This is a genomic window from Actinomyces sp. HMSC065F12 (assembly GCF_001814535.1).
Classification (GTDB): Bacteria; Actinomycetota; Actinomycetes; order Actinomycetales; family Actinomycetaceae; genus Pauljensenia; species Pauljensenia radingae_A.
The window spans coordinates 20,716-45,811 of the sequence record NZ_KV816968.1 but is presented as its reverse complement, the minus strand read 5'-3'; the positions used below and the strand labels follow the sequence as shown (position 1 = coordinate 45,811).

Genomic DNA, 25,096 nt, shown 5'->3' with positions numbered 1-25,096 from the left:
AGGACACGATGACTGACCAGAAGCCGCGCCTGAGCTGGCGCGTTGTTGATTTTGTGACAGCTGCAATCCTCGCGGTAGCCTGCGGCTGCATTTTCCTGCTGTGGAACCAGCCCGGTGATTTATGGACCAAAGCGATGGATGCCCTCACCCCGGGTCTGGGCGGAATCGCCGTTGGAATCTGGCTGATTGGCGGTGTTCTGGGTGGCCTCATCATCCGCAAACCCGGTGCCGCACTGTTCGTTGAACTCCTGGCAGCATGTATGTCCGCAGCTCTGGGATCACAATGGGGCATCGGCGCGGTGTATTCAGGCATCGTGCAGGGACTCGGAGCTGAACTGATCCTCCTGATTGTTCTGTACCGCCGCTTCACATTGCCGATCGGCATTCTGACCGGTATGGGTTCAGCTCTGGGTGCATTCGTCTGGGAATTCATCGCCTACAACCACGCCAAAGGCGCACTGTTCAACGTCACGTACTTCATCACCACGCAGATCTCCGGCGCATTGCTGGCAGGCCTGCTCGGATGGTTCATCGTGCGCGGACTGGCTCAGACCGGCGCGCTTGACCGTTTCGCAGCTGGACGCGAGCGCCACGAACTCGTATGAGTCCGGAGGCAACTACCCGCGTGGATATCGGAGCCTCCGTTTACATCGACAGATGGGGATGGCGGCACGCCGGTAGACGCGCATGGGCACTGAATCAGATCACCCTCGACATCAGGCCTGGCGAACACGTCCTCGTACTGGGGGCATCCGGGTCCGGCAAGTCAACACTGCTGTGCGGTATTGCCGGCGTACTCGGAAGTGACGACGAGGGTGAATCTCGCGGCACACTCACTGTCGACGGAGCTCGCCCGGAACAAATGCGTGGCTCCATCGGTCTGGTTATGCAGGACCCGGAAGCACAGGTCGTGCTGGCGCGAGCCGGTGACGACGTCGCATTCGGATGCGAGAACCTGGCGGTGGAGCGTGATGAAATCTGGCAGCGCGTCGACCAGTCGCTGCACACTGTGAACCTGGATATTCCGTTGGACTATCCAACATCAAAACTATCCGGTGGGCAGAAACAGCGTCTTGCACTGGCAAGCGTGCTCGCCATGGATCCGCGCCTGCTGCTCCTGGATGAGCCGACGGCCAATCTGGATCCGCAGGGCGTTCAGCAGGTCCGCAACGCGACCCGCGCAGTACTGGAACGTACCGGTGCCACAGCGATCATCATCGAGCACCGCGTTGACGTGTGGATGGAGCTGATTGACCGCGTCATCGTGGTGATCGACGGCGCAATCGGTGCTGACGGCACCGTGCAGGAAGTCCTGCATGACCAGGCTGATTACCTGCGTGAATGCGGGATCTGGCTGCCTGGTGACGAAGAAGCGGTGATCGGTGACAGTCGGCGTGACGTACGCAATCAGCATACTGACAGCATCGTGAGTGGCAGCCAGGATGATCCGGTCGCCACCAACACGGATGCCATCACTGTCAGTGACCTGGCCATCGGATACGACCCGGATCATCCGATTCGGCGCGACATTTCGATGCGTATTCCGCAGGGCAAATGCACCTGCATTGTCGGCGGAAACGGGTTGGGAAAGACAACACTGGCTTTGACGATGGCCGGCCTGCTCAAGCCGCTTGACGGCATGGTGCGAATCGATCCGACGCCCCCTGCAGCATCGGATAAGACGTCCGCGTCCGGTAAGACTCCCGAACGGACAGCTTCACGCCGCCCGGAATGCGCCGACCCGTACGAATGGCGCTCGCGAGACTTGGTCGGACGATTGTCCATGGTCTTCCAGGAACCCGAATACCAGTTTGTGTGCCGTACTGTTCAAGAAGAGCTCGAACTCGGGCCGACACTGGCGAAGCTGAAGGACGATCAGCGCGACGAACTGGTCAAGCGTTTCCTGAAAGCTCTGAAACTTGAGCACCTTGCTCGCGCGAATCCCATGACACTGTCCGGTGGAGAAAAACGCCGCCTGTCGGTGGCGACCGCGCTGATCAGCGCGCCGGACATTGTGATCGCCGATGAGCCGACCTTCGGACAGGACCGGTCCACATGGGTCGAACTGGTGGCACTGCTGCGCTCAGTGGTCGATGCCGGCACCACGCTCGTGGCGATCACGCACGACCACTCATTTGTTGAAGCAATGGCGGACAACGTCATTGATCTGAGCGAAGTTGGAACCGACGCACGCACAGATCCGGCATCTGCCGGTGGTAGTGAGAGCACAGATGGCGTGGACGCCCTCGGCAATGAGGGGCATTCGTGTGCATACAAGCGAGGCGCATTGCTCAAGAAGGTCAACCCGGTGACGCAGGTGCTGGGAATCGCTGCAATGACGACCCCGCTGATCGCTTCCATTGACACAGTCAGTGCAGGCATTGCGCTGATCTGTGAACTGCTGCTGCTCCCACTGGTGGGAATCAGTGCGAAACAGATAGCAGTGAGAATGATCCCGGTCATCATCGCCGCATCGCTGACGTCTGTGTCAATGCTCCTGTACGCCGACCCGGGTGGAACGCTGTACTGGCACTGGGGGCCGATGGCGATCAGTGACCGCTCCATCGCGTTGGCAGCAGGAATATTCCTTCGTATCATCGCCGTCGCAATGCCGGCGATCGTTGTGTTCTCTCACATCGATCCGACTGACATGGCAGATGGACTCGGACAGATACTGCACCTGCCGGCACGCCCCGTCCTGGCATCCCTGGCAGGTGTCCGTATGGCCGGACTCATGATGGCCGACTGGAAAGCGCTCATGCAGGCTCGACGCATGCGCGGCCTCGGTGACGCCAACAGGTTCATCGCGTTCTTCCAGGGAGCGTTCGCACTGCTCGTCTTTGCGCTGCGCCGCTCCGCCAAACTGTCGGTGACGATGGAAGCACGAGGATTCGGTGCAGATACGCGGCGCACCTGGGCGCGCCCCTCCACAGTCAGCTGGGCGGACATGGTCTTCATGGTGCTGTGCATCGTGATCCCGGTGATCGCACTGACCACAGCAATCCGTTTCGGCTGTTTCGAATCAATCGGCACCTGAACAGGAACGAAGACAGACGAGCCGGCCGCAGGTACCTCACTGGGTACAGCGCCGGCTCGTCTGTCTGTCTGCGGCGCATCACCCATGCAGTAGGCTGACTGAGTGCCGACTTCCCATATTGCCAAAACTGACGACGTCAACCCTTTCGAGCGTGCCACGTCCTCGTATGGGCACATCCGCCCCGGATACCCGGCTGCAGCGGTCGACACACTGATCGGTGCCTGCGAGGCGAGCGGCCTGCAGACCGGGTCGCCAGTGCGTATCGCAGACATCGGTGCCGGCACAGGAAAAATGACGTTCGCACTGGCACGGCGCGAAGTCGATGTTGTTGCCGTTGAACCGGCCCGGGCAATGCGCGATCAACTCACCGGCGTTCTTCATGGGCATGACGTCGCCGACAATTCGGCCATGAACGAGGGCGACCCAGCTGCGGATGGAACACCATGGCATCAGGCGCACTCAGGGCTTATCCGCGTGATTGATGGAACCGGGGAGCGGACCACATTGCCGGATCGAAGTGTCGACGGTGCAGTATTTGCACAGTCGTGGCACTGGGTCGATGCGCATGAGGCGAGCGCCGAGCTGGCGCGAATTGTTCGACCTGGCGGCGTGGTGGCAGCAGTGTTCAACCAGATGGATGTGCGGATGCCGTGGGTGCACCGCCTGACACGGATCATGCGTTCGGGCGACGTGCACCGGCCCGACAAACCACCCAGGTGGGACCCGCCGATCACACCGGCGACGCTGCATACCTGCAGGTGGATGCACGTCTTACTGCCCGAACAGGTGATGGAACTGGCACGCACCCGCTCCTCGTACCTGCGGGCGAGCACGGCCATGCGCAAACGCATGCAACGCAACCTGCACTGGTACCTGTACGAACACCTGCGCTACGAAAGCGACCAGTGGGTGTCCATCCCTGTCGTCACGATGACGTGGATTGCGCGCAACGGACTCAACTAAAGTGTGCCGGCAGCTTTAACAGTGATGCCGGGGCGATTCTTACGCGCTGCCACCAGCGCAAACCCTACCCATTAATTCCAGGATGGCGGATGTCGAGCTGGGCACGCACCTGATCGATCATGTCCATGACCTCCACCGTTGTGCGCCACGGCATCACACTGCTTTGGGTGTGACCCTGGGCCAGGCAGCGCGCCACTTCAGCCGCCTCATACTGGAAGCCGCCGGGAATGCGGGCATCCCACTGTTCCACGACTTCGGTCCCCTCGTCATCCCACGTGCGCAACTGCAGGATACCGGGCTGGTAGAACTGCTCAGGCAACTCCAGGCACCCACCTGCACAAACCACTTCGGCCGCTGTAGCTGAACGCGCATCCATCGCGGCGCGAGCCACACCCAGCGCATCGCCTGCGCGCACAGTAACAACCTCAGCGGTGTCAAGGTGATCAGGACGCATCCGGCCGTGCGCCGACAGCTCCTCGGGCGCACCGAGCGCCTGATGGACAAAAGACAGGGAATACACGCCCAGATCCAGCACGGCTCCGCCACCCAGCTCAGGGCGAATGAGGCGCGGAACGTCAAGGAGGCGCTGCCCGTGATCAGCATGAACCGAATGCACCGCTCCCAGACCCCCTCCGGCGAGGATGGCGCGAAGAACGTGATGGTGAGGCAAGTGGCGCATCCACATAGCCTCCATCGCAAACAGGTGCGCTCGTTCAGCCGCATCGAAAACATCGCGTGCCTGCTGTGCCGTCATCGTGAACGGCTTTTCCACCAGCACAGGTTTGCCCGCACGCAGAGCCATCAGCGCGCAACGTGCATGGTAGGGGTGGATCGTCGACACATAGACCGCGTCCACGTCATCGCACGCCACGAGTTCCTCGTACGAATCCACAGCCCGCTCGACGTCATTGTCACGTGCAAACGCCTTTGCCCTGGACGGTTCGCGGGCAGCGACCGCGACGACGCGTGAAGTCGTGTACGCATTGATCGCGGTACACATCGTGCGGGCAATGCCGCTGGCACCAATGATTCCCCACCGAATACTGGGAGCATCCATCGGGTCAGGGATGTGCACGTCGCCAGCCAGGCGGCGCATGGTGGGCGGCAACTCCGGGAGGGTTTGATGGGGGGACGAGGGTGTCTTCGATGTATCTGCTGTCATAATTCGATTCTGTCACATAAGTGTGCCGACTACGTGCGGTCGAAGGTGACGCCAACGTCAGGTGAATCGTGGTGATGCGGTGCGATGTTCGTACAATAGAGAGGACGCGGACGTGAACGTATCCCCACGTCTGACATTCCATGCAACACGGAGGTGACGGGTGCTCGACAGTCCATCTCTGCTCGGCATTATCGCCGCGCTGGTGATGTATGCAGTGTCCGTGTCGCCGTCCCTGCTGCCCAGATCCTGGTGGTGGCAAGCCGTCGTGTCCGGCGTTCTTGCATCGCTCGGATACGTGGTGGGAGTGGTGATCGAGAGCACCGGAACATTAATTTTGCGCCTGACTGACTTAACCATCAGTGCCTCGCCTGCCACCGAAACCGGGTTGCGGTGGGCCGCATTCGTTATTTTCATGATCTGGTTCATCCGATCAGTTGTTCAGTCATTCATCCACGCCCGCTCAGCTGCGCAACTGGTGGACATGCCCGGTCCGCGAATCAGTTCCATTGTGCTGGGACTGCTCGGAGCATTTGTGCTCTTCCACGTGATCATCGGTGTACTGGATGCGTTGCTGTGGATGTTGGCCACCCTGGTCACTTTCCTGGCGCGATGGATACCGATGTGGATTGCGTTGGCGGTGGGATGCGCAATCATCGTGGCGCTGCTGATCCTGTTGACCTCAAAAGTGATTATCGCTGGAGGTGTCACGTTCTTTTCCCGAAAGGCATGGGAAATGAACAACCGCACCGCCAAAGGGATCTTTCGTCCCGAGGTGCCCGAACGATCCGGATCCCACCATTCCCTGGTGTCGTGGGCATCCGTTGGCGGTCAGGGCCGCGTGTTTTTGGGACGAGGCCCCTCGCGCCACGACATTGAAGAGGTGACCGGGCGCGAGGCCCTCGAACCTATTCGCGTCTACGCCGGCATGCCGACAGGCGGGCAGACCCTCGCTGACGCAGCTGACATGGTGGTGCGCGAATTGGAACGCACCGGCGCATTCGAGCGGGCGGTCATCGCCGTCAATACGTCAACGGGATCCGGCTGGGTTGACGAGTGGGAAGTGCAGCCTCTGGAGTACCTGACCTGCGGCAACTGCGCCACAGCGTCGATGCAGTATTCCTACGCGCCCTCGTCCCTGCATTGGATGACCGGATTGGACCACTGCGTCGAAGCCGCGATCATGCTGTACCAGGCAGTCAAGAAGGCAGTGGACGGTCTGCCTGCTAATCAGCGGCCGGCGTTGTATATCACTGGAGAGTCGCTCGGCGCATTCGCCTCACAGGCTGTGTATACCGACCTGGCCGATGTGATGCGTCAGGTGGACGGTGCGCTGTGGGTGGGGACGCCCTCGTTCACCCCGATGCATCAGGAGCTGACAGAAAAGAGGCATCGCGGATCGCCCGAGGTGGCACCTGTTGTGGACAATGCGCGGCATGTGCGCTTTGCGACAGGTCCGGAGGATCTGCGCCACGATATATACGGCCGTGAACTCGGGCCGTGGCACTTCCCGCGCATCATCTACGCACAACACCCGTCCGACCCGGTGGTGTGGTGGACGGGCCGCCTGGCGTGGTACCAGCCGGACTGGATGCGTGAAAAAGCCGGCCGCGACGTGTCACCGTCCATGGAGTACACCCGTATCGGGACATACCTGCAGGTGCTGGCTGATTTGCCGGTGGCGGGTCGGGCACCCGGTGGGCACGGGCACACCTACCACCACGAACTGATCCCCATGTGGAAGGAACTGCTGGGGCTTGGGGACGCAGAACGTCCCAACACGCTGACCGATGGCCAGTGGGCTGATGATGCGATGCTGCGGAGGATCGGGCACGCCATTTCCGCCAACATTGCGCTGTCCGAACGCCAGTAGGCGGCGGTCAGGCAGGCTGCCGGAGAGCGAGTCCCTTGAGCGTTACTGGCGCGGAACTGCGATATCGACGGCAGACTCGTCAACCCTGACATGCACGGTCGAGGCTGTTCCAACCGGATCCCCGTCGACTTGCACGATGCGCGGCTGATCGACGTCGACCTTGACATCGCGGCACTGGCGAGCTGTCATGTGGCCGGTCGAAGCAGGCAGATCCAGTGGTGTCCATCCTGCTCCCTGCGCAAGAATCTTCCCCGCAACATCTGCCCAGCCAAGCAGACCTGCGCGCACGTCCACTGCCACCACGTCGAGGAGTCCGTCAGTCGGATCCGCATCAGGCACCAGCACCAGGTAGGGCAGCTCACCACAGTTGGCAACCATGATGGTCCGTGCCGGCACATCGCTCAGTTCTTCAACATCAGGGCGGTCACCCTCGTCTGCCTGCGCGTCGGGGTGTTCTGCCAGGTCAGGAGCCACCGTCGACTGGTCGGCGGAGACAGCATCCTTCAACTTCAGTGACGCCTTCATGCGTTTGCCGTGCAGCGCCTTCACACCGGAAATGACGTAGGCAATCCACCCGATCTTCTTCTTCAGACCAGAATCCGTGTTCGCCATCGTCTCGCCATCAAAGCCCATTCCGGCAATGACCGTGTAGGCGAATTCATCATCCTCTGCGATGGTGTCACCGTTCGCATCCAGGCGTTCGCGTGCTTCGCGGATCAGCTGGCCTTCAGCGGTCAGGTCGCCAACCTCGTCCGGATCTTCCATCCGCAGCCACGCCAAGTCACCGTGAATAAAGGTGCTGCCCAGCGCAATACGGATGGCTTCATCCAGGTCGTCGGTGGGAATATTCAGGTTGCGTGCCAGCAGGTTGCCGGTTCCGGCGGGGATGATTCCCATCGGCACGCCGCTATGAGCCAGGCTGGCCGCAACTGCACGCACGGTCCCATCACCGCCAGCAGCGATGACCAGTGATGCGCCCTTCGTCAGGGCCTCAATGGCCTGCCCGGTGCCGGGATCTTCCTCGCTTGTCTCAATCCACTCGATGTGGGAAACGTTGCATGAGCGCGCTACTTCTTCGACGTGGGCCTGGAACTGTTCAGTATCGGACTGTTTGGCAGGGTTGAACACGACCCACACGTTCTCCAGCGTCTTGTCGCTCTCATGCGTGTTGACGTCGAACTGGGCGTCCTGGCGCGCATTTGAGCGCGATTGCTGGAAGGCGAGCCAGCGTACGACCAACACCAGACCAGCTGCTGTAGCGCCAGCCGTGGCCAAACCGATCCATCGTGAAAGATTGATGCGTCCCATGAAAAGCTCCTATCTGACGGTGCGACTGTCTGGACTGTGCAGCTTCGAGTTCCCAGCGGTGCGGACGGGCCGGCCCGCCAGTCCTGTTCGACTCTCTGGTACCTTCTACCTCTATTGTCGGGCAAAGTGGGCGCAGGGGCGCGGCGGTTAATCCTTCTGCCTACTTCTCGGCCGCCGGCTCGATCGCCTTGCCGGCTTCAGCAGCCTGATTCTCGATGGTGCGGATGAAGTAGTCAACAGGGTAGACACCTGTCAGGTACGCGTTGTTGATGAAGAACGAGGGTGTTCCCGTCAACCCCACTGATTTGCCGTGCTGCGTATCAGCCTGGACGGCGTCCTTGATCTTCTCGGACGTCAGGTCGGCGCGGAATTGATCCAGGTCTGCCACACCTACCTGCTCAGCAATCTGCGTGACGGACTCTTCAGTGTAGGACGCATGATCTTGCGTGGGAGCCTGAGCGAAAACCGCTTCGTGGAATTCGACGTACTTGCCCTGCAGGCCGGCTGCCCGCGCAGCGGCGGCAGCGATGTCAGACCCCTTGTCGGAGAAGATCACCATGTCGCGGTACTCGATGCGCAGCGTCCCATTGTCAATCAGTTCCTGAAACTTGGGCTCAACCTCCTGGGCGTACTTGGCGCACATAGGGCACGAGTAATCCGAGTACTCGACCATCACGACGGGAGCGTCGACCTCGCCGCGCGCCATCGGGTCGTTGGGATCGCGTCGTGGCTCATCGGCCAGAATCTTCAACGCCTCCTCATTGGTCTGCGAGGGAGCGTAGTCCAGCTGCTGTTGAGTGGTTGCGGATTCAGAGTTTTCACCTTGCTGCGATGCCGCCTCGTCCTGTGTCTGCGAGGACGCCTCGCTTTGTGCCTGTGACGGCTGCGGCGCGGTGCTTCGCCCAACGAACACTCCGGCGGCGAACGCCAGGACCACTGCCAAAACAGCGGCAATGGCGACCAGGACGGATGACGAGGAGCGCGACGACTGTGAGCGCGCCGCACGAGCATCAGTGCCGTGCGTAGCTGATCCTGCTGGTGCGGAATTCTCGTCTGCACCAGCAGAGCCGGTGGAGGAGGCTTGTGAGCCGGAGACGGGCACGGTGCGCGTCAAATGTGAATCTGCGCGACCAGGTGATTCAGAATCAGAAGAAGTACGCTGAATGTCCATACACGCACATTATCGCGTTTTACGTGGCCACGTCGGTCGAGCCACCTCCGGTGCACAACGCGATGCGATCCGAAGATTCAGAGCAGATCCTTCTTCTGCATGATCTTGAGGGCCGCCCATCCGAAGGGGATACGACCGTAGAAGGTCACCAGTCGGTACAGGACGGCAGTGGACAGTGCCACCGAGACGGGGATGCCGGCAACCTGCAGTCCGCCGGTCAACGCAGCTTCCACCGGACCGATACCGCCAGGCGAGGGGATCACTGATCCCAACGAGTTCGACGCCAGATATGTCACCGCCAGGGTCAGCAGGTTGAGCTCACCGCCGAAAGCCTTGAGCGCTGCCCAGAACGCGCCGACGAAGCCGATATTCATCACGATGTTTCCACCTAGGACGGCGGCGATACGCTTGGGCTGACCCACGATCCAGATCAGACGCGGGTAGATCTGCTTCCACGTCGGCTTGATTTTTGCCCACAGCCACCTGCGCAATTTCGGCACTGCGAGCGCTGTGGCCACCACCGCCAGTACTGCGACCACGATCAGCACGATCGTCGACGTCGGCAGGGAAATGTTAAGCGGTGTGGATGATGCTCCGGTCAGCAAGATGATGAAAAGCAATGCGACAGTTGTCAGGAACTGGGAGATCTGCATGAGCGTGACCGTGGTGATCGCCATCGGTGTCTCAACTTTTTGTTTATTGAGGAAGCGCAGGTTCAGCGCCGCAGGACCGATACCGGCAGGAGCCACGACCGTCACAACGGACGCGGCGATCTGTGCCAGGGTCGCGTCAGACAGTTTGATCTTCTCGGTAGACAACGCCACCAACGGCACGGCAGCACCGAACCACGTGAGCGCACCCAGGATGAACGCGATAATAATCCACACCGGGCTGGCAGACGTAACAGCATCAGCGATTTCGCGGAAGTTCATCGAGCCGAGCACGACGATGAGGGCCACCGCGAGGATCGCGACCGTGATAATCGTCTTCGGGGCGAAGCGTTCAAGTTTCAAAAGCTGGGCGGATTCGTTCTTCTCATCGCCCACAATCGCAGTTCGCAGATTTGCCAACGTTTCACTCTTACGCACGGCACGGCTGATCTGCGCGGGCAGCACCGCGCCTTGCAACACCGGCGCGCTGGCCTTGAGTTCACGGATGCCTACCGCGCGCACCGCACTTTCCAGGGCGCGTTTTTCACCCACGCACACCGACAGCAACACCAGCATCTGAGCAATGTCGATCCTGCGGTTGAGCTCGTTCGTTGCTACTTCGCCCTGATCCCAGCCGAGCAGCCATACCTGTCCGGACGCGTCCAGCATCACCGAGTCGAACGTGAGATCGCGGTGCGTGATCGACCGGGAATGCGCCAGGAGTAACTGATTCCACACCTGATCCAGTACGTCGTCAGACAGGAGGTGATCAGGCGAATCCTTGAGCGTTGTCACCGGCGGGATCGCCTTGGATGCCACCAGGATTGAATCGCCTACTTGGGCCATTCCCAGTGGTTCAGCAACATGCACGCCAGCTCTGTGCGCAGCCAGCGTCGTCAGCGTGGAGCGTTCAGCGTTGGCTTTCAGCGACGGCGAGACCCATCGTGATATCCCGCGCAGACGCAGATTGTTCCATACGTCGATCAGCGTGCCTGTCAGTTCGCGACCCGGATCAAGCACCTGTACTTCCCACAGCCTGCCGTGGTCATCCCACACCGCATAGTGGCGGGCGTCGGGGCGTTGCGGGTAACGCGTGACGGTGTATTCAACCAGGTCCACATCGGTGGTGAACATGTGCAGATCCTGGCGCGTGGAAGTGACGTCAGCTTCCTCATCAGTGGAAGTGGTCACCTCATCGGTCACGTCAGTTTCAGGCGTGCCGGCATTGGTCGTCTCGCTGCCGGCTTGCACCGCGGTCGATCCTGGCCGAGCACCCACTAGTGCCGTATCGCGCCCCGGCTGCATGTCGGCCCCACTGATTGCCGAGGCAGACCCGTCCCCTGTTGGATGGCGATCCGGATTGACGCGCCGTGAGTCTACCTCGTCAATCTTCCACGTCACCAGCGGCGAGGTTGACGTTTCCAGGTCGGAACGGATGATCCGCGAGGGGACAATGCCGATCGACAGCAAGCCTTCGACAATGTCGATTCCAGTGGCACGCTGATCCTCGAAACCGAGGACCCATCGTGCCAGTGAGCCGATCATACGGCCAAGCAGCAGGGAGACGAGCGCTGACGGAAGGCTCATGGTGCCGCGAATGACGCCGAAAAATGCGACGACCGCCAGACCGAGCCAGCCGTAGCGGATGGAACGCATATGCGTCGTTTCGCCGGCTGTGGTGAATAACGCGGCAAGCGTCATGAGGACCAGGTTGATGGCGGCGTGTGCGCCGAAGGTGCCGGTGGCACCTAACGGAGCCGTGAAATCGGCAGGTACATGATCGAGCACTATCATCAGAACCCAACCAGTGAACGTCGCGATCGCCGCGGTCAGGAGTGTTTCGATGATGGTGGTGAGTCTTCCTCGCCGGGCAAGCGCGCCCACGATGACGATAGGGCCGGCCAGAATGATCAGGCCCTCGATCAGCGTGACGGGCAGCAGGAAAATGGCTCGCAGAGCGCCGGCAAAGACGTTGCGCACATCGTCGGTGACCCCTTGCGTGGTTGAATGGGCGTACATACCCAACACCCACACCAGTGCGATTCCCAGGAGTGCGAGGATAACGTCGGTCAGATCCTCACGTCGGCGCGTGCGCTCCTCATGACGGTCAGCGAAATACGCGGGCCGCGACAGGCGCGGAAGGGGAGCGGTCGCGCGTTGAGTGGCGGCGAGCTGGTCGATCGACAGGTCATCGATGGACGCGTCGGGGTTTGAGCCGGGCGGCTCAGTGTCAGTCTTGGCAGAAGCGTTCGTGGTGGATCCGTGCGGTGTGGGCGTCGACGGGCCTGACGTCGCGGAGGGCGATGCGGATGTGGGTGTGGCTGAGCCAGGTTCGACCCAATCGGATGTCGTCGACTGGGGTGCCGTCGAATCCGCGCCCTTCAAAGTCATACGATCTATCCTAATGGCGCAACGCCTATTCGTGCAGTAACACATATAGGGTAGTGCGTGCACCGTTTTGAGGTGTTATGCCCCGCTAATGAAAGGGAACTTGTGCTGGCTGTAACCGTGATGCCAACCGATCAATCGTGGTTGACAACCGTCATCGGTTGGTTCCACGATCCCGAATCCTTGCTGCTCGCGATGGGTCCGTGGGTGCTGTGGGGCACGCTGCTGATCGTCCTGATCGAATCGGGCATTCTGTTTCCGGTGCTGCCTGGCGACTCCCTGCTGTTCACGGCCGGTCTGCTTCATGAGCGCCTGGGGCTGCACCTGCCGACCTTGATTGCACTGACGTTCGTCGCTGCGTTTATCGGCGCACAGATCGGCTATTGGCTGGGGCGTCGATTCGGGCGGCGTCTCTTTTCCGACAATGCGCGGATTTTGAAGACCGAGCATTTGCACCAGGCTGAACGCTACTTCGTGAAGTATGGCGGGCGCTCGCTGGTGATCGGGCGTTTCATCCCGTTTGTGCGCACATTCATTCCGCTTGCCGCCGGTATCGCGCGCTACCCGTACGGCAAGTTCGTCATCTATAACTCGCTGGGCGCTCTGGCCTGGGGCGTGGGCATCACATGGGCCGGCTCCGCGCTGGGCGGTATCCAATTCGTTCACGATAATTTGTCAGTCATTATCATCCTGATCGTCGTGGTCTCGGTCATCCCCATGATCGCCGAGTTCGCCATTCAGCGTGTCCGTCAGTCTCGCAAAGGTCGCGCTGAAGCAGCCGAAGCATCCGCGCAGGTGTCGGATGCAGTCGATGCCGACTCCGAGGCTGCTGATCGCAGGTCCGGGTCAGTCAGCTCTGGTCCCGAAGCTGTCGACCCGAAGCCTGAGGCATTTCGGCGGGCCGGCAGCATCGCAATTGACGAGGGTGACCCGACCGGCACCGAACGCGCCACAGAAAGCTGATTCATGAACTGGGTTGCATGGTTGGGGCTGATGCCGCTGGTGATCGCGATGGTTGTCATCGCAATCCTTCCCGGCTATTTCTGGGTGCGCACACAGATCCGTTCATCGGTGGTGGCTGCTGCAGCCGGACCGGCACTCACTGTCGGAACCGTGTCGATCCTGTCGATGATCTGGCATGCGCTGGGAGTTCCGTATACCCGCGCTACCGTTATGCCGGTCCTGGCATTGCTGACCTGCGCCGGAGCTGCGGTTTATGTGCTGCGTCGGCGCGCAAACCCTGAACATGGCGAACTGCTTGGAGACAGCCTGGTGGCGCGGCCACCACTGCGGGCAGATGCGCCGGCCTCGCACGCCTACCGCATTCTGTCGCGCAGAGCGCGCGGCGCAATCTGGTTCATGGTGTTTGTCGGCTGGGTGCTGGCCGCACTGCCCATGCTGATCGCGGTCAATCCGCGTGATCCCGTGCAACAGTGGGACTCTGTTTTCCACGTCAATGGTGTGTGGTCGATTCTGGAGACCTCACGTGCGGATCCTTTCGGAGGGTTGGCACCTCTGTACGGTGGACGTGAAGTTTTCTACCCGAACGCCTGGCATGCGTTCACGGCGCTGTTCGCCACGCCCGAAACCGTGATTCAAACGTCGAACGCGGCCTCGCTGGCACTGATGGCGCTGTGGGCGATCGGTGGCACAGCGTTCACTGCTGTCGTCACCACTTCACGGGTTGCCGTTGTCGTGGCACCCGTTGCTGCGGGCTGCATGCTCTCCATGCCGGCTGACGCCCTGACCATGTACAACCAGTGGCCCAACGCGTTGGGAGTCATCCTTCTGCCGGGAATTGCTGCAATGAGCCTGGTCTGGGGCAGGCGGTTGGCGCGATCGACTGATCGTGGGTTGGCTGGCGCGTTTGCACATCTTCCGCTGGGAGGGCTGATTGCCCTGGGCTTCGTCGGCATGGTGCTCGCCCACCCCACGGCCGCGTTTTCACTGGCTGTGCTGCTGATTCCACCGATCATTGCGTCCATGTTCATCCTCGTCAGGCGCTCCGCGTGGATCGGTCACTACGGCGTGGCTGCGGCAACAGGGGTGGTGTGCGTGGTGGCGGTGTGCGCGCCGCTGTGGATGCTGGGTATGGATCGCGTGCAGGCGATGGGGGATTACCCGAGGCGGGGCATTTCTTACGAGCAGGCTTTCTCGACCTTCCTGACCCCTTATCCGCCTTTCACCCGCACCATCGGCTTGATCTTGACCATCACGATCACCGCGGTGCTGATGCTGATTGGCATCATTGCGCTGATCCGCGGCGCATTTGTGTGGTCTCGAGTGGTCAAGAACGACATTCCCACCTGGCCGTGGCCGTCAGTGGTGCAGCCCGAGGCAGCAGTGCCTTCCGGCGCAGCGGCCCCCTCCGACGAGGCAGCGCAAACCGATGCAGCGCTCCACTGCCAGACAGCAGATTCTCACGATGCGGCAGAGCAGCCCTCGGCAATGCTGCAGGATTCGACGGAGCCGCCCTCGTCGACGGCCTCCATGACCGTGAGCGAACGAGCCGACCTGTGGATCGCAACGCGCCAACGCGTGCGCGAATCGTATGGGCCGCGTCCGACAACCTGGCTCATTGTCTCTTTCCTGCTGTTCGCGGCACTGACTTTCATGGCGTATGCGCCAGATTTTCCCGGACGCACCTACCTGCTGGCACCGTGGTACATGGATGCTCGTCGCATCATGGGGGTACAGAACCTCACGATGATTCCTCTGATCGCGTTCGGTTTCGAGCAGCTCGTGAACTGGGTGCGCTCGCACAGGGTGCGCGCCGCTGACGAGCATCATGCGCAATCGTCACTGTGGCGGGTCGGCGCACTGCTCGGCGTGTGGATCGTTGCCATGTCACTGGGCGGCGCGATGGATGCTCGGCTGTGGGCGGTGCGATACGTGTACGACGCAGATCACCTAGGCAAACCCGGAATGTCAACGAACGCGGAGCTGAACATGTTCCGGCGCATGCCTCAGACGGTGCCAGAAGATGCGTTGATCGTCGGAGATCCCATCGCCGGCGAGGCCTACTCGCTGTCGATCGGACAGCGTCAGGTCGTGTTCAGGCAACTGTCGACGGTTAACAAGGACACGGTTTCGCAAGATATCCTGCGCCGATCCTTTAATGAGATCCACACCAATCCCGAAGTGTGCCAAGTGGTTCGTGACCTTGGAATCACGCACTTCTTTGAGGACGAAGATGGCCAGTACTACAACTTCGCACGCTCCTCGCGAATGCCAGGGTTCTACAACGTGGACACATCCCACGGCTTCGAGCTGGTCGACACTGGCGGCACGGCGAAACTGTACCGCATTACTGCCTGCGACTGACGAAGCGCAGGGCGCGCGGAGTATGACTCAGTGCTTGTCAGCTGAGACCTGCTCGCCGGCTTCTGTGGCAGCCTGGTTTTCCTGACGGTCGGCTATCGGCTCCCAATCGTCGTGGTCGATGCCTTCTTCTTCAAGTTCCTCCGCGGCGACGGCCCCCATCGCGTCGACCAGTTCGACGTTTTCAACATCGGAGTCCTCGACTTCGTGGCGCAGCTGCCTGGCGTGTTTGCGGGAAAAACCGCGATCGAGGCGCAGACGGCGACGTATCAACTTGAGAATGCGGCCGCGTCGCTCCGACTCGTCGATGATGTCCTGGCGAGTCTTGATCCACGAGTAAAACAGCACCACCATCAGCACGATGCCGCAGTACCCCAAGATCGGGAAGAGCTTGTTGACCAGCTCTTTGAACCCGAGGAATGACAGCCCGAACCCTGCCACTGTCAGCGCCAGCAAGATGACGCGGAACCGCATGTCGCCACCGTGCGAGAAACGCTTGGCCAACGCGTAGAACATGGCAATCGCGGTGTTGAAAATCATCAGGAACGTCACGATTGCCATCGCAAAGCCAAACCACGGATGGATGTGGTTGACCAGTGCCAGCATCGGCATGTCCTGGTCATACACGGTCGTCATTTGCGTCAGCAACGCGCCGGCGACCAGTGTGAGCAGTACGCCGTAGACGATGCCGCCGATCATTCCCCCGCGCCCGGCAACCTTCAGATCCGTGATGTCACCGCCCATGACGATCGCCATCGACACAACGGTGGACAGACACACGCCCACGTAGTTCAGGGTCGAAATATGCCACGCCGGAAGGGCCGTGTCCACCAGCTGCGCAGACTCGTGGATATCCTCCCACGCCGCATCAATGTGCGTGAATGACCAGATCACCACGATGAGGACGCACAGGATCAGCACGGGCGTAATCATGCCGATGATCTTCGTAACCTTGTCCACATCCAGCATTCCCACCAGCATGACCAGCACCGTGATGATCGCGGAACCCACCCATGTCGGCAGTCCAAACTGCTGTTCGAGATTCGAGCCGCCACCCGCAATCATGACGAAACCCAGGCTAAAGAGCGTAAACGTGATGATGATGTCGAACAGGCGGGCAAGGAATGGATGTGCCACCCCGCCGAATACCACGTTGTGGTCGCTGGCCAGAAAGTATGATCCGAGCTGAACGACCACCAGACCTGCGAATGAGAACACCGCACCGGTGATGACGGCGCCGACGATGCCCCACACCCCAAATCCGGAGAAATACTGCAGAACTTCCTGGCCTGAGGCAAAACCTGCACCAACGGTGATGCCGATGAAGGCAAGGGCAACAGTCAAGACTTTTTTATTCATGAACGGCTTTCGACGCGAACATTTCCTTTGATACTTTAACCTGCTTTGCTCGTTCACATGCGACTTTTATGCCGGGCGCCAGCGGCAGCGATCGGCCAGTTCGGCGATTCTTCCTTGTGTTCGCCGCTATTGACGAGGGTGGCTTCCACCTCCACTGCTGTCACTTAATCCACACGCTTATCCACACATGGGGAAAACTACATCAGTGTAATTCAGCAGATAGCTGTGGCTTGACGTCGCTTATTTCGCCGACACCTCGCCGGTAGGGGCACCAGGTTCGGCCTGGTTCTGCAACACTGATTCACCGTCAAGATCGTCGTGAGCAATACCACGCGCATCAAGGTCGTCACACGTTTCTGATCCGATGGTCCCCACCAGCTGAGCATTTTCAATGGATGAGGCGCTCACTTCGCGGTCCAGACGTGCCTGATCGAGTCTGGAAAACACACGATCCGTGCGTAGTTTGCGTCTGAGCAGACGCGTGATTCGCCCTCGTCGATCAGTTTCCTCGTTAATTATGCGGCGCGTGCGAATCCACGAGTAGCCCAGCACGCCCATCAGGATGAAGCCGGCATAACCAATGACGGGGAACAGCCAGGTCACCAGGTTCTTGAAGCCGAAAGCCGACAGGACGGTGCCGGCCACAACCAGCGCCACCAGCACCAGGCGAAAACGGCCGGTGCTTCCTGTGGAGAAACGCGAAGCCAGCGCGTAGAACATGCCGATCGCAGAGTTCAGGATCATGCCGAAAACAACCAGTGCCATCACGTGCCCCGCCCACGGTGCCGCGCTGGCGGCCAACGCCAGCATCGGCATGTCATCGCGGTACACGGTCGGCACGTGCACATACAGCGACACCGTGATCGCCAGCAGGAGGACTCCGAAGAACACGCCGCCGAGAAGGCCGCCAAAGCCGGCCACTTTCGGATCGGAAATATCGCCACCGATGACGATCGCCATTGACGCCACCACGCATAGGTTCATTGCCACGTAGTTCAGTGACGACAATGACCAGTGCGCAATGGTGGTGTCAACCAGCTGCGTTGAAGCGTGGATGTCACTCCAGGTGGCGTCGATGTGTGTCAGCGCGTAGATGGTCACCGCCAGGACGCAGATGATCAGCACCGGTGTGAGCGCGCCGATGATGCGCGTAACCCTGCTGACATCCAGAAACCCCATCGCCAGAACAACCACGATCACGATCGCTGAGCCAACCCATGTCGGCAGGCCGAACTGCTGATTCAGGTTCGTTCCTCCGCCGGCAATCATGATGAAACCAATTGAAAAAGCTGTGACAGTGACGGTGACGTCGAACAGGAATGCCAGAACCGGGTGCGCCACCTCGCCGAACACGACTTTGTGATCGCTGGCCAGGAAATAGGACCCGAGCTGGACAATCACGAAACCTGCGAATGAAAACACAATGGCAGCGGCCAATGCGCCGACCAGGCCCCACGGACCAAAACCGACGAAGTATTGAAGGACTTCCTGCCCGGAGGCAAAGCCTGCACCCACGGCGATCGCAATGTACGCCATGGCAACGGTCAGGACTTTCTTATTCATCTGTCGATCCGTTCCCGGGTCGCTTTCTCGCTGATGGGCACCTCCAATAGCGCCGGCGCACCGTCGCGGCGTGGCACACGCCGCGGGGAAAGTCGCCCTCGTCAGTGACCCGAAGTAGTGATACCCACGAACTATAGTTGACCAACCCTGCCGTGTGCGCGCGATTGAGGGGCGTCACCGCACATGCCCGCGACCCCTCCCCGCTGGCGCGGTAGTAACGGGCGGTGTATCTGAACTACCATGAACACATGATTGATATGCGTGCCTTGCGAGAAGATCCCGAACCGGCCCGCGCCTCACAGCGTGCGCGCGGCGCAGACGTGGAACTGGTGGACCGAATCCTCGAAGCCGACACGAAGCGGCGTGAACTGCTCCAGGAATTCGAGCAGCTGCGCTCGCAGCAAAAAGAGGTCTCTCGATCTGTGGGGCGTGCCAGCAAGGAAGAGCGGCCCGCAATCCTGGCTGAGGCCAAGGAACTGGCTGCGCGGGTCAAGAATGCTGAGGCCGCATCGAACGAAGCAGGCGAAGAAGCCGACAAACTGGCACGCATGCTGCCGAACCTGATTCTGCCGGGAGTGCCCACCGGTGGTGAAGAAGACTTCGTGGTGCTGCGCCATGAAGGCCCCGATCCGCGTGACTTCGCGGCCGAAGGGTTCGAGCCGAAAGATCACCTGGAAATCGGTGAAAAACTGGACGCAATTGACGTCGAACGCGGCGCCAAGATTTCAGGATCGCGTTTCTACTACCTCAAGGGAATCGGCGCGCGCCTGGAGCTGGCGATGATGACCATGGCGCTGGATCAGGCTGTCGCTGCAGGTTTCACTCCGATGATGACGCCGACGCTGGTGACGCCGCAGGTCATGGGTGGCACAGGATTCCTCAACGAGCATTCCGATGAAATCTACTACCTGCCTGCTGACGATCTGTACCTGGTGGGCACCTCCGAAGTGGCGCTCGCGGGCTACCACATGGGTGAGATTCTGGACCTGAGTGACGGCCCGAAGCATTACCTCGGATGGTCAACCTGCTACCGGCGCGAAGCTGGGGCAGCCGGGCGCGACACGCGCGGCATTATCCGTGTCCACCAGTTCAACAAGGCGGAAATGTTCTCGTTCTGCCGCCCTGAGGATGCTGAAGAGGAGCACAAGAAATTCCTTGCGTGGGAAGAAGAGATGCTGGCGAAGATGGAACTGCCCTACCGCGTCATCGATACTGCGGCCGGCGACCTCGGCACCTCGGCAGCACGCAAGTTCGACTGCGAGGCATGGCTGCCGACCCAGCAGCGCTACATGGAGGTCACCTCCACATCGAACTGCACAACCTTCCAGGCCCGGCGCCTGGGCATTCGAGAGCGCCGCGATGGCCAGATGTTCCCGGTTGCCACGCTCAACGGCACACTGGCGACAACCCGCTGGCTCGTCGCGATCCTGGAGAACCATCAGCGTGAAGACGGGTCCGTGCGCGTGCCTGAAGCAATGCGGCCCTACCTGGGTGGAATCGACGTCCTGGAGCCGCGGTGAGCATCCCGCTCCTCACACCGCCCCCGTCCGGCGAGCAGGCCATCCCCTTCGATGAACTCGTCGCGAGGGCCGAGGCCGGCCTGCCCTCGTCACTTCCCCGCGATCCGACCAAAATCATGGTCGCCCTGGACGTTGACGGCACATTGTTGCTTCCCGAGGGTGCCTCTGAGCGTGTCATCAGCGCATTCCATGACGGTGTTGCTGCCGGAATGAAGATGGTGATCGCCACTGGGCGAGGCGTCAATGCCGTCGACCCGGTCTTTGGCTATCTGAAAGCCAGTCAGGGGTGGGCGGTGTGTTCGAACGGCACCACGATGGGTCAGTGGGATCCCCAGCTCGAGGGTGGTCGACGCGTGGTGCGCCGGCACAGTTTCAATCCCGCAGAAGCAATTGACGCGTTACGCCAGGTCATGCCGGATGCATTGATCGGGTCAGAACGCGACTATGGATACGCTGTTTCTGCGCCGTTCCCACATGGTGAGCTGATCGAAACGTTCCGCGTCGAATCGATGGAGAACCTGCGCAGCACTCCCAGCACCAAACTCGTTGGCCGTGCGCCGTCGTTGACGCGTGAAGAATTCAGCGAGGCGATCGCGCAGACTGGCCTGGCTGACACACATGAAGTGGCGATCGGGTGGACGTCCTGGGTGGATGTCGGGCCTCGTGGCTTTACCAAGGCGACCGGTCTGGAAGAACTGGCTGAGTACCTGCAGGTGCCCCACAGCGGCACCGTCACGGTGGGGGATGGAACGAATGACATCCCGATGCTGCAGTGGGCCGCGCACGGCGTAGCGATGGGCGGCGCTGATGAGGACGTGCGCAGCTATGCCGATGCGGTGACCGGGTCGGTGGAAAATGACGGCGCTGCCGCTCTGGTCCGCGCGATTTTGAATCGCTTCTGACTCACCGGCTTGTCACGGACCTGAGGACGGCGACTGGCGGCTCGACACACAAACGGTGTCTGTCAGGTGTCAAAACCGAGTTATTGCTGACAAAAAGGACCCTCGGCCCCTCACGTTCGTGGCCAATGAGATATAAATGAAGTGGCTTATCGTAATGGTTACGGCCGATACGAGGAGCACCCGTCACACACGTTGAACGCCGACTCGCTTGCGTATGCCGCAGGGGTGAATGAGCGCTCAGTCCATACATTTGAAGGCAGGAGATGTCACGGTGTATTCACACGCATCGCCCCTGGAGCATTCTCCGCTCGAATCACAGTGCTCATCATCGACGCACACATCCAAGCCAGATGCTCACGGTGCCACACGTCGCCCTCGGCAACCACGAATGCGACGAGCACTGATTGCGGCTCTGGCTGTATGCGCATGTGGAGCATTGGCGAGCTGCGGGACGCCCCAGGCGCAGGAGAAAACCGAACTGGACTTTTTCCAGTTCAAAGGTGAAGCCAAAACAGATTTCGAAGAAATCGCGGCTGATTTTGAGGCCGAAAATCCCGACATTGACATAGTCATTAACCAATCGGCAGATGCGGACACCGCGATCCGTACGCTCCTGGTGAAGAACCGCCCGCCGGATGTCATCACCCTGAACGGTAACGGAAAATTCGCTGACCTGGCACGAGCCGGCGTCTTCCACGACTTTTCAGGTGACCCGCTGCTTGAGCACATTAACCCGGCTGTGCAGGACATTCTGGCTGACCTGGGAAATGCGGAAGGCGAAGTCAACGGTGTCGGCTATCTGAACAACGCAGACGGCATCATCTACAACCGCCAGATTTTCAAGGAACAGGGCCTGGAAGTTCCCTCCACATGGGAAGAACTGCTCGATGTGTGTGAAAAGCTCAAGGCCGCTGGCATCACACCGTTCTACGGGACGGTGGCCGACGCGTGGACCACACTGCCCTCATTTAATGGGTTGGGCGCCTACGCCGCGCGCGACGGGTTCTTCGACACCATGCGCGAGCAGGGTACGGATATCGGGCCGGATTCGGCGGTGTCGTTCCAGAAGAACTTCACCGAACCGATGCAGCGCCAACTCACCTTATTCGGATACGCACAGGACGGATGGCGTGCCCGAACCTACGACGACGGCAACGCCGCATTTGCCAACGGTGAAGTCGCCATGCTGATGCAGGGTATCTGGGCGCTCAATCCGATCCGTCAGGCAAACCCCGACGTGGATGCGGCAATTTTCCCGTATCCGGCTCCCGAAGGTGAGGGCGCCGACCAGCGCCTGCTGGTGACTGGCGTGGACGTCGTTGTGACGATGGGGAAGGGGGCGGCGCACCCTGAAGAGGCACGCCGCTTCTTCGACTACCTCTTCCAGCCTGAAGTCATCGAGAAGGTCGCGAAGTCGCAATCCATGTTCCCCTCCCTCAGAGAAGCTGACTACCCGGATGATCCGGCAATTCAGGAACTGGCTCCGTTCTTCGACGGAGGCCACATCGCAGGATTCGTGGACCACCACGTTCCCGCCTCTATCCGACTGGACCCTCTGGTCCAGCAAGGATTGTTTGATGCAGACCCATCAGTGACACTGCAGCAGCTGGATCGCCAGTGGCGTGAATACGCTGCACGCACTGTGGAGTGAAAGGAAAATCCATGTCATCAACACCTGGTGCTGGCGCCGGATCGCACAATGCCGGCAGCACGGACGGCGAAGACGGCCGCATGGTTGACCTGCCGCCACAGTTGCGCGAACGCATGCGCTCACGAGACACAGCAACGGCGAGTGAACCTGCACGTTCGGTGACCACCACGGCAACGGCTACGGCCGTGTCGGGTACGGCCTCATCGGGCACACTCTCGGCTAAGTCCTCGGCCTCGTCCGCACGCAGGTCCGGTTCAGATAAGGGGAAGCGACGAACAGTGTCGCCCACCAAGGACCGCACGTACACGATGATTGTCGTGCCCGCGCTCATTGCGTTCGCACTGTTCCATACACTGCCCGTCCTGATCGGCGTGTTCTTCTCGTTCACGAACTATGCCGGATACGGAACGTGGAAATTCGTTGGAATCTCCAACTACATCAACATTTTCCGCGACGAGCGCATGTTCCACGCCTATGCGGCCACCTTCATTTTCGCCATCATCGCCACGATCCTGACGAACGTGATCTCGCTGATCATCGCCGTGGCGCTGAACTCGAACATTCTGGCCCGTAACTTCTTCAGAGGCGTGTTCTTCATCCCCTACGTCCTGTCGGTGCTGATCATCGGCTACGTCTTCAAATTCATGTTCTCAACATCGTTGCCGAAGATTTTCTCCAGCATTCCGCTGTTCAGAGACAACATTTTGACGCACCCGATCGCCGCATGGGGAGCGATCATCACGCTGGCCGTGTGGCAGGCAAGCGCATTCGCGATCATCTTGTACCTGGCCGGACTGCAAACCGTTCCAGACGATGTGTACGAGGCTGCCGCACTGGATGGTGCGAACTCGTGGCAACAGTTCTGGAAGATCACGTTCCCACTGATCGGCCCCTTCTTCACCCTCAATATGGTGCTGAGTTTGAAGAGCTTCCTGCAGGTCTTCGACCCGATCATCGCGCTGACCGACGGCGGACCGGGCACGGCAACCGAATCGGTCTCCGTCCTGATTTACCGAGGCGGCTTCACCGGCGGTGAGTTCGCCTACCAGACAGCAAACGCGGTGTTCTTCTTCGTGGTGATCACCATCGTGTCGCTGTTCCAATTCAGAATTTTGCAACGTGGGGAGGGAAAGTAACATGACTGCTCCCATGACACCAGGCACACCGATCGAATCAACGTCCTCGTCAGCGTCGTCGCCCTCGACGCGAGGGACAGCCGGGCAGAACTCGGCCAACACGTCGACGCGCAAGATACGCCCTTCAAAGAGGCGCCGCATCAACTGGGTGGCCACGCTGTTTATCCTGTTCACGTCTCTGGGCGTGCTGATCCCGATGTACCTCGCCGTGGTTGTTGCGCTCAAGTCGCCTGATCAGGTGCTCAACGGCAACGGGTTTGAACTGCCGACCTCGATCCGCTGGCAGAACTTCGCGGACGCCTGGGAGCGCGCCGACTTCAAGCACGCGCTGGTCAACACCGTGTTCGTCACAGCACTGACCTTGGTGTTCACGATTTTGACCTCGTCGATCGTGTCCTGGGCGATTGCACGGAACCTGCATAAGCCGTTCTTCAAGGGCGCGTTCTACTACCTGCTGTCGGCACTGTTCATCCCGTTCCCGATCATCATGCTGCCGATCATCAAGCAGATGTCGATCCTGCACCTGGATCGACCCATCGGCATGGTCATCCTGTACACGATCTTCGGATTGTCGATGAACTCGTTCATCTACGTCTCCTACATCCGCTCGATTCCCATTGAGCTGGAAGAGGCGGCGCGCGTGGATGGCGCATCCACGTGGCGTGTGTTCTGGCAGGTGATTTTCCCACTGCTCACTCCGATGAATGCGACGGTCGGAATCATCACGTGCGTGTGGGCATGGAATGACTTCATCTTGCCGCTGGTTGTGCTGACCGACCCGGCGCACCGCACGCTGCCGCTGGCACAGTATGTGTTCCAGGGACAGTTCAACCTGGACTACTCGGTGGCATTCGCCTCCTACCTGATGGCGATGGCTCCGCTGCTGCTGGTCTATGTGTTCTCTCAGCGCTGGGTGATCTCGGGTGTGACCCGCGGATCCGTGAAGGGCTGATCCCGTACACATAACTCAAGGGGCGCCTCGGGGTGTGAACTCCGGGGCGCCCCTTGAGTTATTGACATGTGACAGGGGCGACGTCCACAGTCGCACTCGTCAACTCCGTTAAGCATGGATGAACGAGGGCGTCGCTGCGTCGC

At 60.4% G+C, this 25,096-nt stretch carries 16 protein-coding genes and 1 pseudogene; 11 read left to right on the top strand and 6 right to left on the bottom strand.

The window, feature by feature from the left end; all coding sequences use genetic code 11:
- Window positions 1-8 precede the first annotated feature (8 nt).
- The 3 genes from HMPREF2975_RS04485 (at window position 9) to HMPREF2975_RS04475 (ending at window position 4,000) form a co-directional block, all read left to right on the top strand.
- Window positions 9-605: an ECF transporter S component gene (locus tag HMPREF2975_RS04485; protein ID WP_058237943.1), complete on the top strand. Its 597-nt coding sequence runs from the start codon at window positions 9-11 to the stop codon at window positions 603-605.
- The gene (locus tag HMPREF2975_RS04480) at window positions 602-3,037 is read left to right on the top strand and encodes an ATP-binding cassette domain-containing protein (RefSeq protein WP_070726018.1); all 2,436 of its coding nucleotides are present in this window, start codon (window positions 602-604) and stop codon (window positions 3,035-3,037) included. Before HMPREF2975_RS04485 ends, HMPREF2975_RS04480 begins: the two co-directional genes overlap by 4 nt.
- Before the next feature lie 102 nt (window positions 3,038-3,139).
- Complete coding sequence (locus tag HMPREF2975_RS04475) at window positions 3,140-4,000, top strand: class I SAM-dependent methyltransferase (RefSeq protein ID WP_083314399.1); 861 nt, start codon at window positions 3,140-3,142, stop codon at window positions 3,998-4,000.
- A 64-nt stretch (window positions 4,001-4,064) separates the two neighbouring features.
- Here HMPREF2975_RS04475 and HMPREF2975_RS04470 read toward each other — a convergent pair whose 3' ends face one another.
- Window positions 4,065-5,162, bottom strand: coding sequence for a Gfo/Idh/MocA family protein (locus tag HMPREF2975_RS04470; protein WP_083314398.1), 1,098 nt, complete (start codon window positions 5,160-5,162; stop codon window positions 4,065-4,067).
- Window positions 5,163-5,367: 205 nt separating this feature from the next.
- Between HMPREF2975_RS04470 and HMPREF2975_RS04465 the strand changes: the two genes are divergently transcribed.
- Complete coding sequence (locus HMPREF2975_RS04465; protein WP_070726162.1) at window positions 5,368-7,032, top strand: alpha/beta-hydrolase family protein; 1,665 nt, start codon at window positions 5,368-5,370, stop codon at window positions 7,030-7,032.
- Window positions 7,033-7,074: 42 nt separating this feature from the next.
- Here HMPREF2975_RS04465 and HMPREF2975_RS04460 read toward each other — a convergent pair whose 3' ends face one another.
- From HMPREF2975_RS04460 to HMPREF2975_RS04450, 3 genes are all read right to left on the bottom strand, one after another.
- Window positions 7,075-8,340: a diacylglycerol/lipid kinase family protein gene (locus tag HMPREF2975_RS04460; RefSeq protein WP_070726015.1), complete on the bottom strand. Its 1,266-nt coding sequence runs from the start codon at window positions 8,338-8,340 to the stop codon at window positions 7,075-7,077.
- Between the two features lie 160 nt (window positions 8,341-8,500).
- Entirely contained in the window at window positions 8,501-9,511 is a 1,011-nt protein-coding gene (locus tag HMPREF2975_RS04455) for a DsbA family protein (protein WP_058237635.1), read from the bottom strand.
- Between the two features lie 77 nt (window positions 9,512-9,588).
- Window positions 9,589-12,552: a lysylphosphatidylglycerol synthase transmembrane domain-containing protein gene (locus HMPREF2975_RS04450; RefSeq protein WP_070726012.1), complete on the bottom strand. Its 2,964-nt coding sequence runs from the start codon at window positions 12,550-12,552 to the stop codon at window positions 9,589-9,591.
- 120 nt (window positions 12,553-12,672) lie between these two features.
- On the opposite strand from HMPREF2975_RS04450, the pseudogene HMPREF2975_RS04445 reads away from it, so the two are divergent.
- Both HMPREF2975_RS04445 and HMPREF2975_RS04440 read left to right on the top strand, forming a co-directional pair.
- Window positions 12,673-13,311 (top strand): annotated as a pseudogene (locus HMPREF2975_RS04445) (DedA family protein); the annotation flags it as partial.
- Window positions 13,312-13,515: 204 nt separating this feature from the next.
- On the top strand, window positions 13,516-15,873 hold the full coding sequence (locus HMPREF2975_RS04440) for a DUF6541 family protein (RefSeq protein WP_070726011.1): 2,358 nt from the start codon (window positions 13,516-13,518) through the stop codon (window positions 15,871-15,873).
- A gap of 27 nt (window positions 15,874-15,900) precedes the next feature.
- Here HMPREF2975_RS04440 and HMPREF2975_RS04435 read toward each other — a convergent pair whose 3' ends face one another.
- Together HMPREF2975_RS04435 and HMPREF2975_RS04430 are read right to left on the bottom strand one after the other, a co-directional pair.
- A complete protein-coding gene (locus tag HMPREF2975_RS04435; protein ID WP_058237638.1) occupies window positions 15,901-17,229 on the bottom strand; it encodes a YkvI family membrane protein in 1,329 nt (442 codons plus the stop codon).
- Window positions 17,230-17,469: 240 nt separating this feature from the next.
- Window positions 17,470-18,792, bottom strand: a complete 1,323-nt coding sequence (locus tag HMPREF2975_RS04430; RefSeq protein WP_070726010.1) for a YkvI family membrane protein — start codon at window positions 18,790-18,792, stop codon at window positions 17,470-17,472.
- A 248-nt stretch (window positions 18,793-19,040) separates the two neighbouring features.
- Here HMPREF2975_RS04430 and serS point away from each other — a divergent pair, with 248 nt between their 5' ends.
- The 5 genes from serS to HMPREF2975_RS04405 all read left to right on the top strand — a co-directional run bounded on the left by serS (window position 19,041) and on the right by HMPREF2975_RS04405 (window position 24,953).
- On the top strand, window positions 19,041-20,312 hold the full coding sequence (gene serS / locus HMPREF2975_RS04425; RefSeq protein ID WP_058237640.1) for a serine--tRNA ligase: 1,272 nt from the start codon (window positions 19,041-19,043) through the stop codon (window positions 20,310-20,312).
- The gene (locus HMPREF2975_RS04420; RefSeq protein ID WP_070726007.1) at window positions 20,309-21,214 is read left to right on the top strand and encodes an HAD family hydrolase; all 906 of its coding nucleotides are present in this window, start codon (window positions 20,309-20,311) and stop codon (window positions 21,212-21,214) included. Before serS ends, HMPREF2975_RS04420 begins: the two co-directional genes overlap by 4 nt.
- 271 nt (window positions 21,215-21,485) lie before the next feature.
- The gene (locus HMPREF2975_RS04415) at window positions 21,486-22,865 is read left to right on the top strand and encodes an ABC transporter substrate-binding protein (protein ID WP_227469229.1); all 1,380 of its coding nucleotides are present in this window, start codon (window positions 21,486-21,488) and stop codon (window positions 22,863-22,865) included.
- A gap of 11 nt (window positions 22,866-22,876) precedes the next feature.
- Complete coding sequence (locus HMPREF2975_RS04410; protein WP_227469227.1) at window positions 22,877-24,001, top strand: carbohydrate ABC transporter permease; 1,125 nt, start codon at window positions 22,877-22,879, stop codon at window positions 23,999-24,001.
- A gap of 1 nt (window position 24,002) precedes the next feature.
- Complete coding sequence (locus HMPREF2975_RS04405; protein WP_227469225.1) at window positions 24,003-24,953, top strand: carbohydrate ABC transporter permease; 951 nt, start codon at window positions 24,003-24,005, stop codon at window positions 24,951-24,953.
- Window positions 24,954-25,096 lie beyond the last annotated feature (143 nt).

Bases quoted from the DNA above. Each gene is read 5' to 3' on its own strand.
- HMPREF2975_RS04410 (WP_227469227.1), top strand. From the start codon at position 22,877: ATGTCATCAACACCTGGTGCTGGCGCCGGATCGCACAATGCCGGCAGC.
- HMPREF2975_RS04480 (WP_070726018.1), top strand. From the start codon at position 602: ATGAGTCCGGAGGCAACTACCCGCGTGGATATCGGAGCCTCCGTTTAC.
- HMPREF2975_RS04450 (WP_070726012.1), bottom strand. From the start codon at position 12,552: ATGACTTTGAAGGGCGCGGATTCGACGGCACCCCAGTCGACGACATCC.
- HMPREF2975_RS04465 (WP_070726162.1), top strand. From the start codon at position 5,368: ATGTATGCAGTGTCCGTGTCGCCGTCCCTGCTGCCCAGATCCTGGTGG.
- HMPREF2975_RS04405 (WP_227469225.1), top strand. From the start codon at position 24,003: ATGACTGCTCCCATGACACCAGGCACACCGATCGAATCAACGTCCTCG.
- HMPREF2975_RS04440 (WP_070726011.1), top strand. From the start codon at position 13,516: ATGAACTGGGTTGCATGGTTGGGGCTGATGCCGCTGGTGATCGCGATG.
- HMPREF2975_RS04485 (WP_058237943.1), top strand. From the start codon at position 9: ATGACTGACCAGAAGCCGCGCCTGAGCTGGCGCGTTGTTGATTTTGTG.
- serS (WP_058237640.1), top strand. From the start codon at position 19,041: ATGATTGATATGCGTGCCTTGCGAGAAGATCCCGAACCGGCCCGCGCC.
- HMPREF2975_RS04460 (WP_070726015.1), bottom strand. From the start codon at position 8,340: ATGGGACGCATCAATCTTTCACGATGGATCGGTTTGGCCACGGCTGGC.
- HMPREF2975_RS04455 (WP_058237635.1), bottom strand. From the start codon at position 9,511: ATGGACATTCAGCGTACTTCTTCTGATTCTGAATCACCTGGTCGCGCA.
- HMPREF2975_RS04430 (WP_070726010.1), bottom strand. From the start codon at position 18,792: ATGAATAAGAAAGTCCTGACCGTTGCCATGGCGTACATTGCGATCGCC.
- HMPREF2975_RS04435 (WP_058237638.1), bottom strand. From the start codon at position 17,229: ATGAATAAAAAAGTCTTGACTGTTGCCCTTGCCTTCATCGGCATCACC.
- HMPREF2975_RS04470 (WP_083314398.1), bottom strand. From the start codon at position 5,162: ATGACAGCAGATACATCGAAGACACCCTCGTCCCCCCATCAAACCCTC.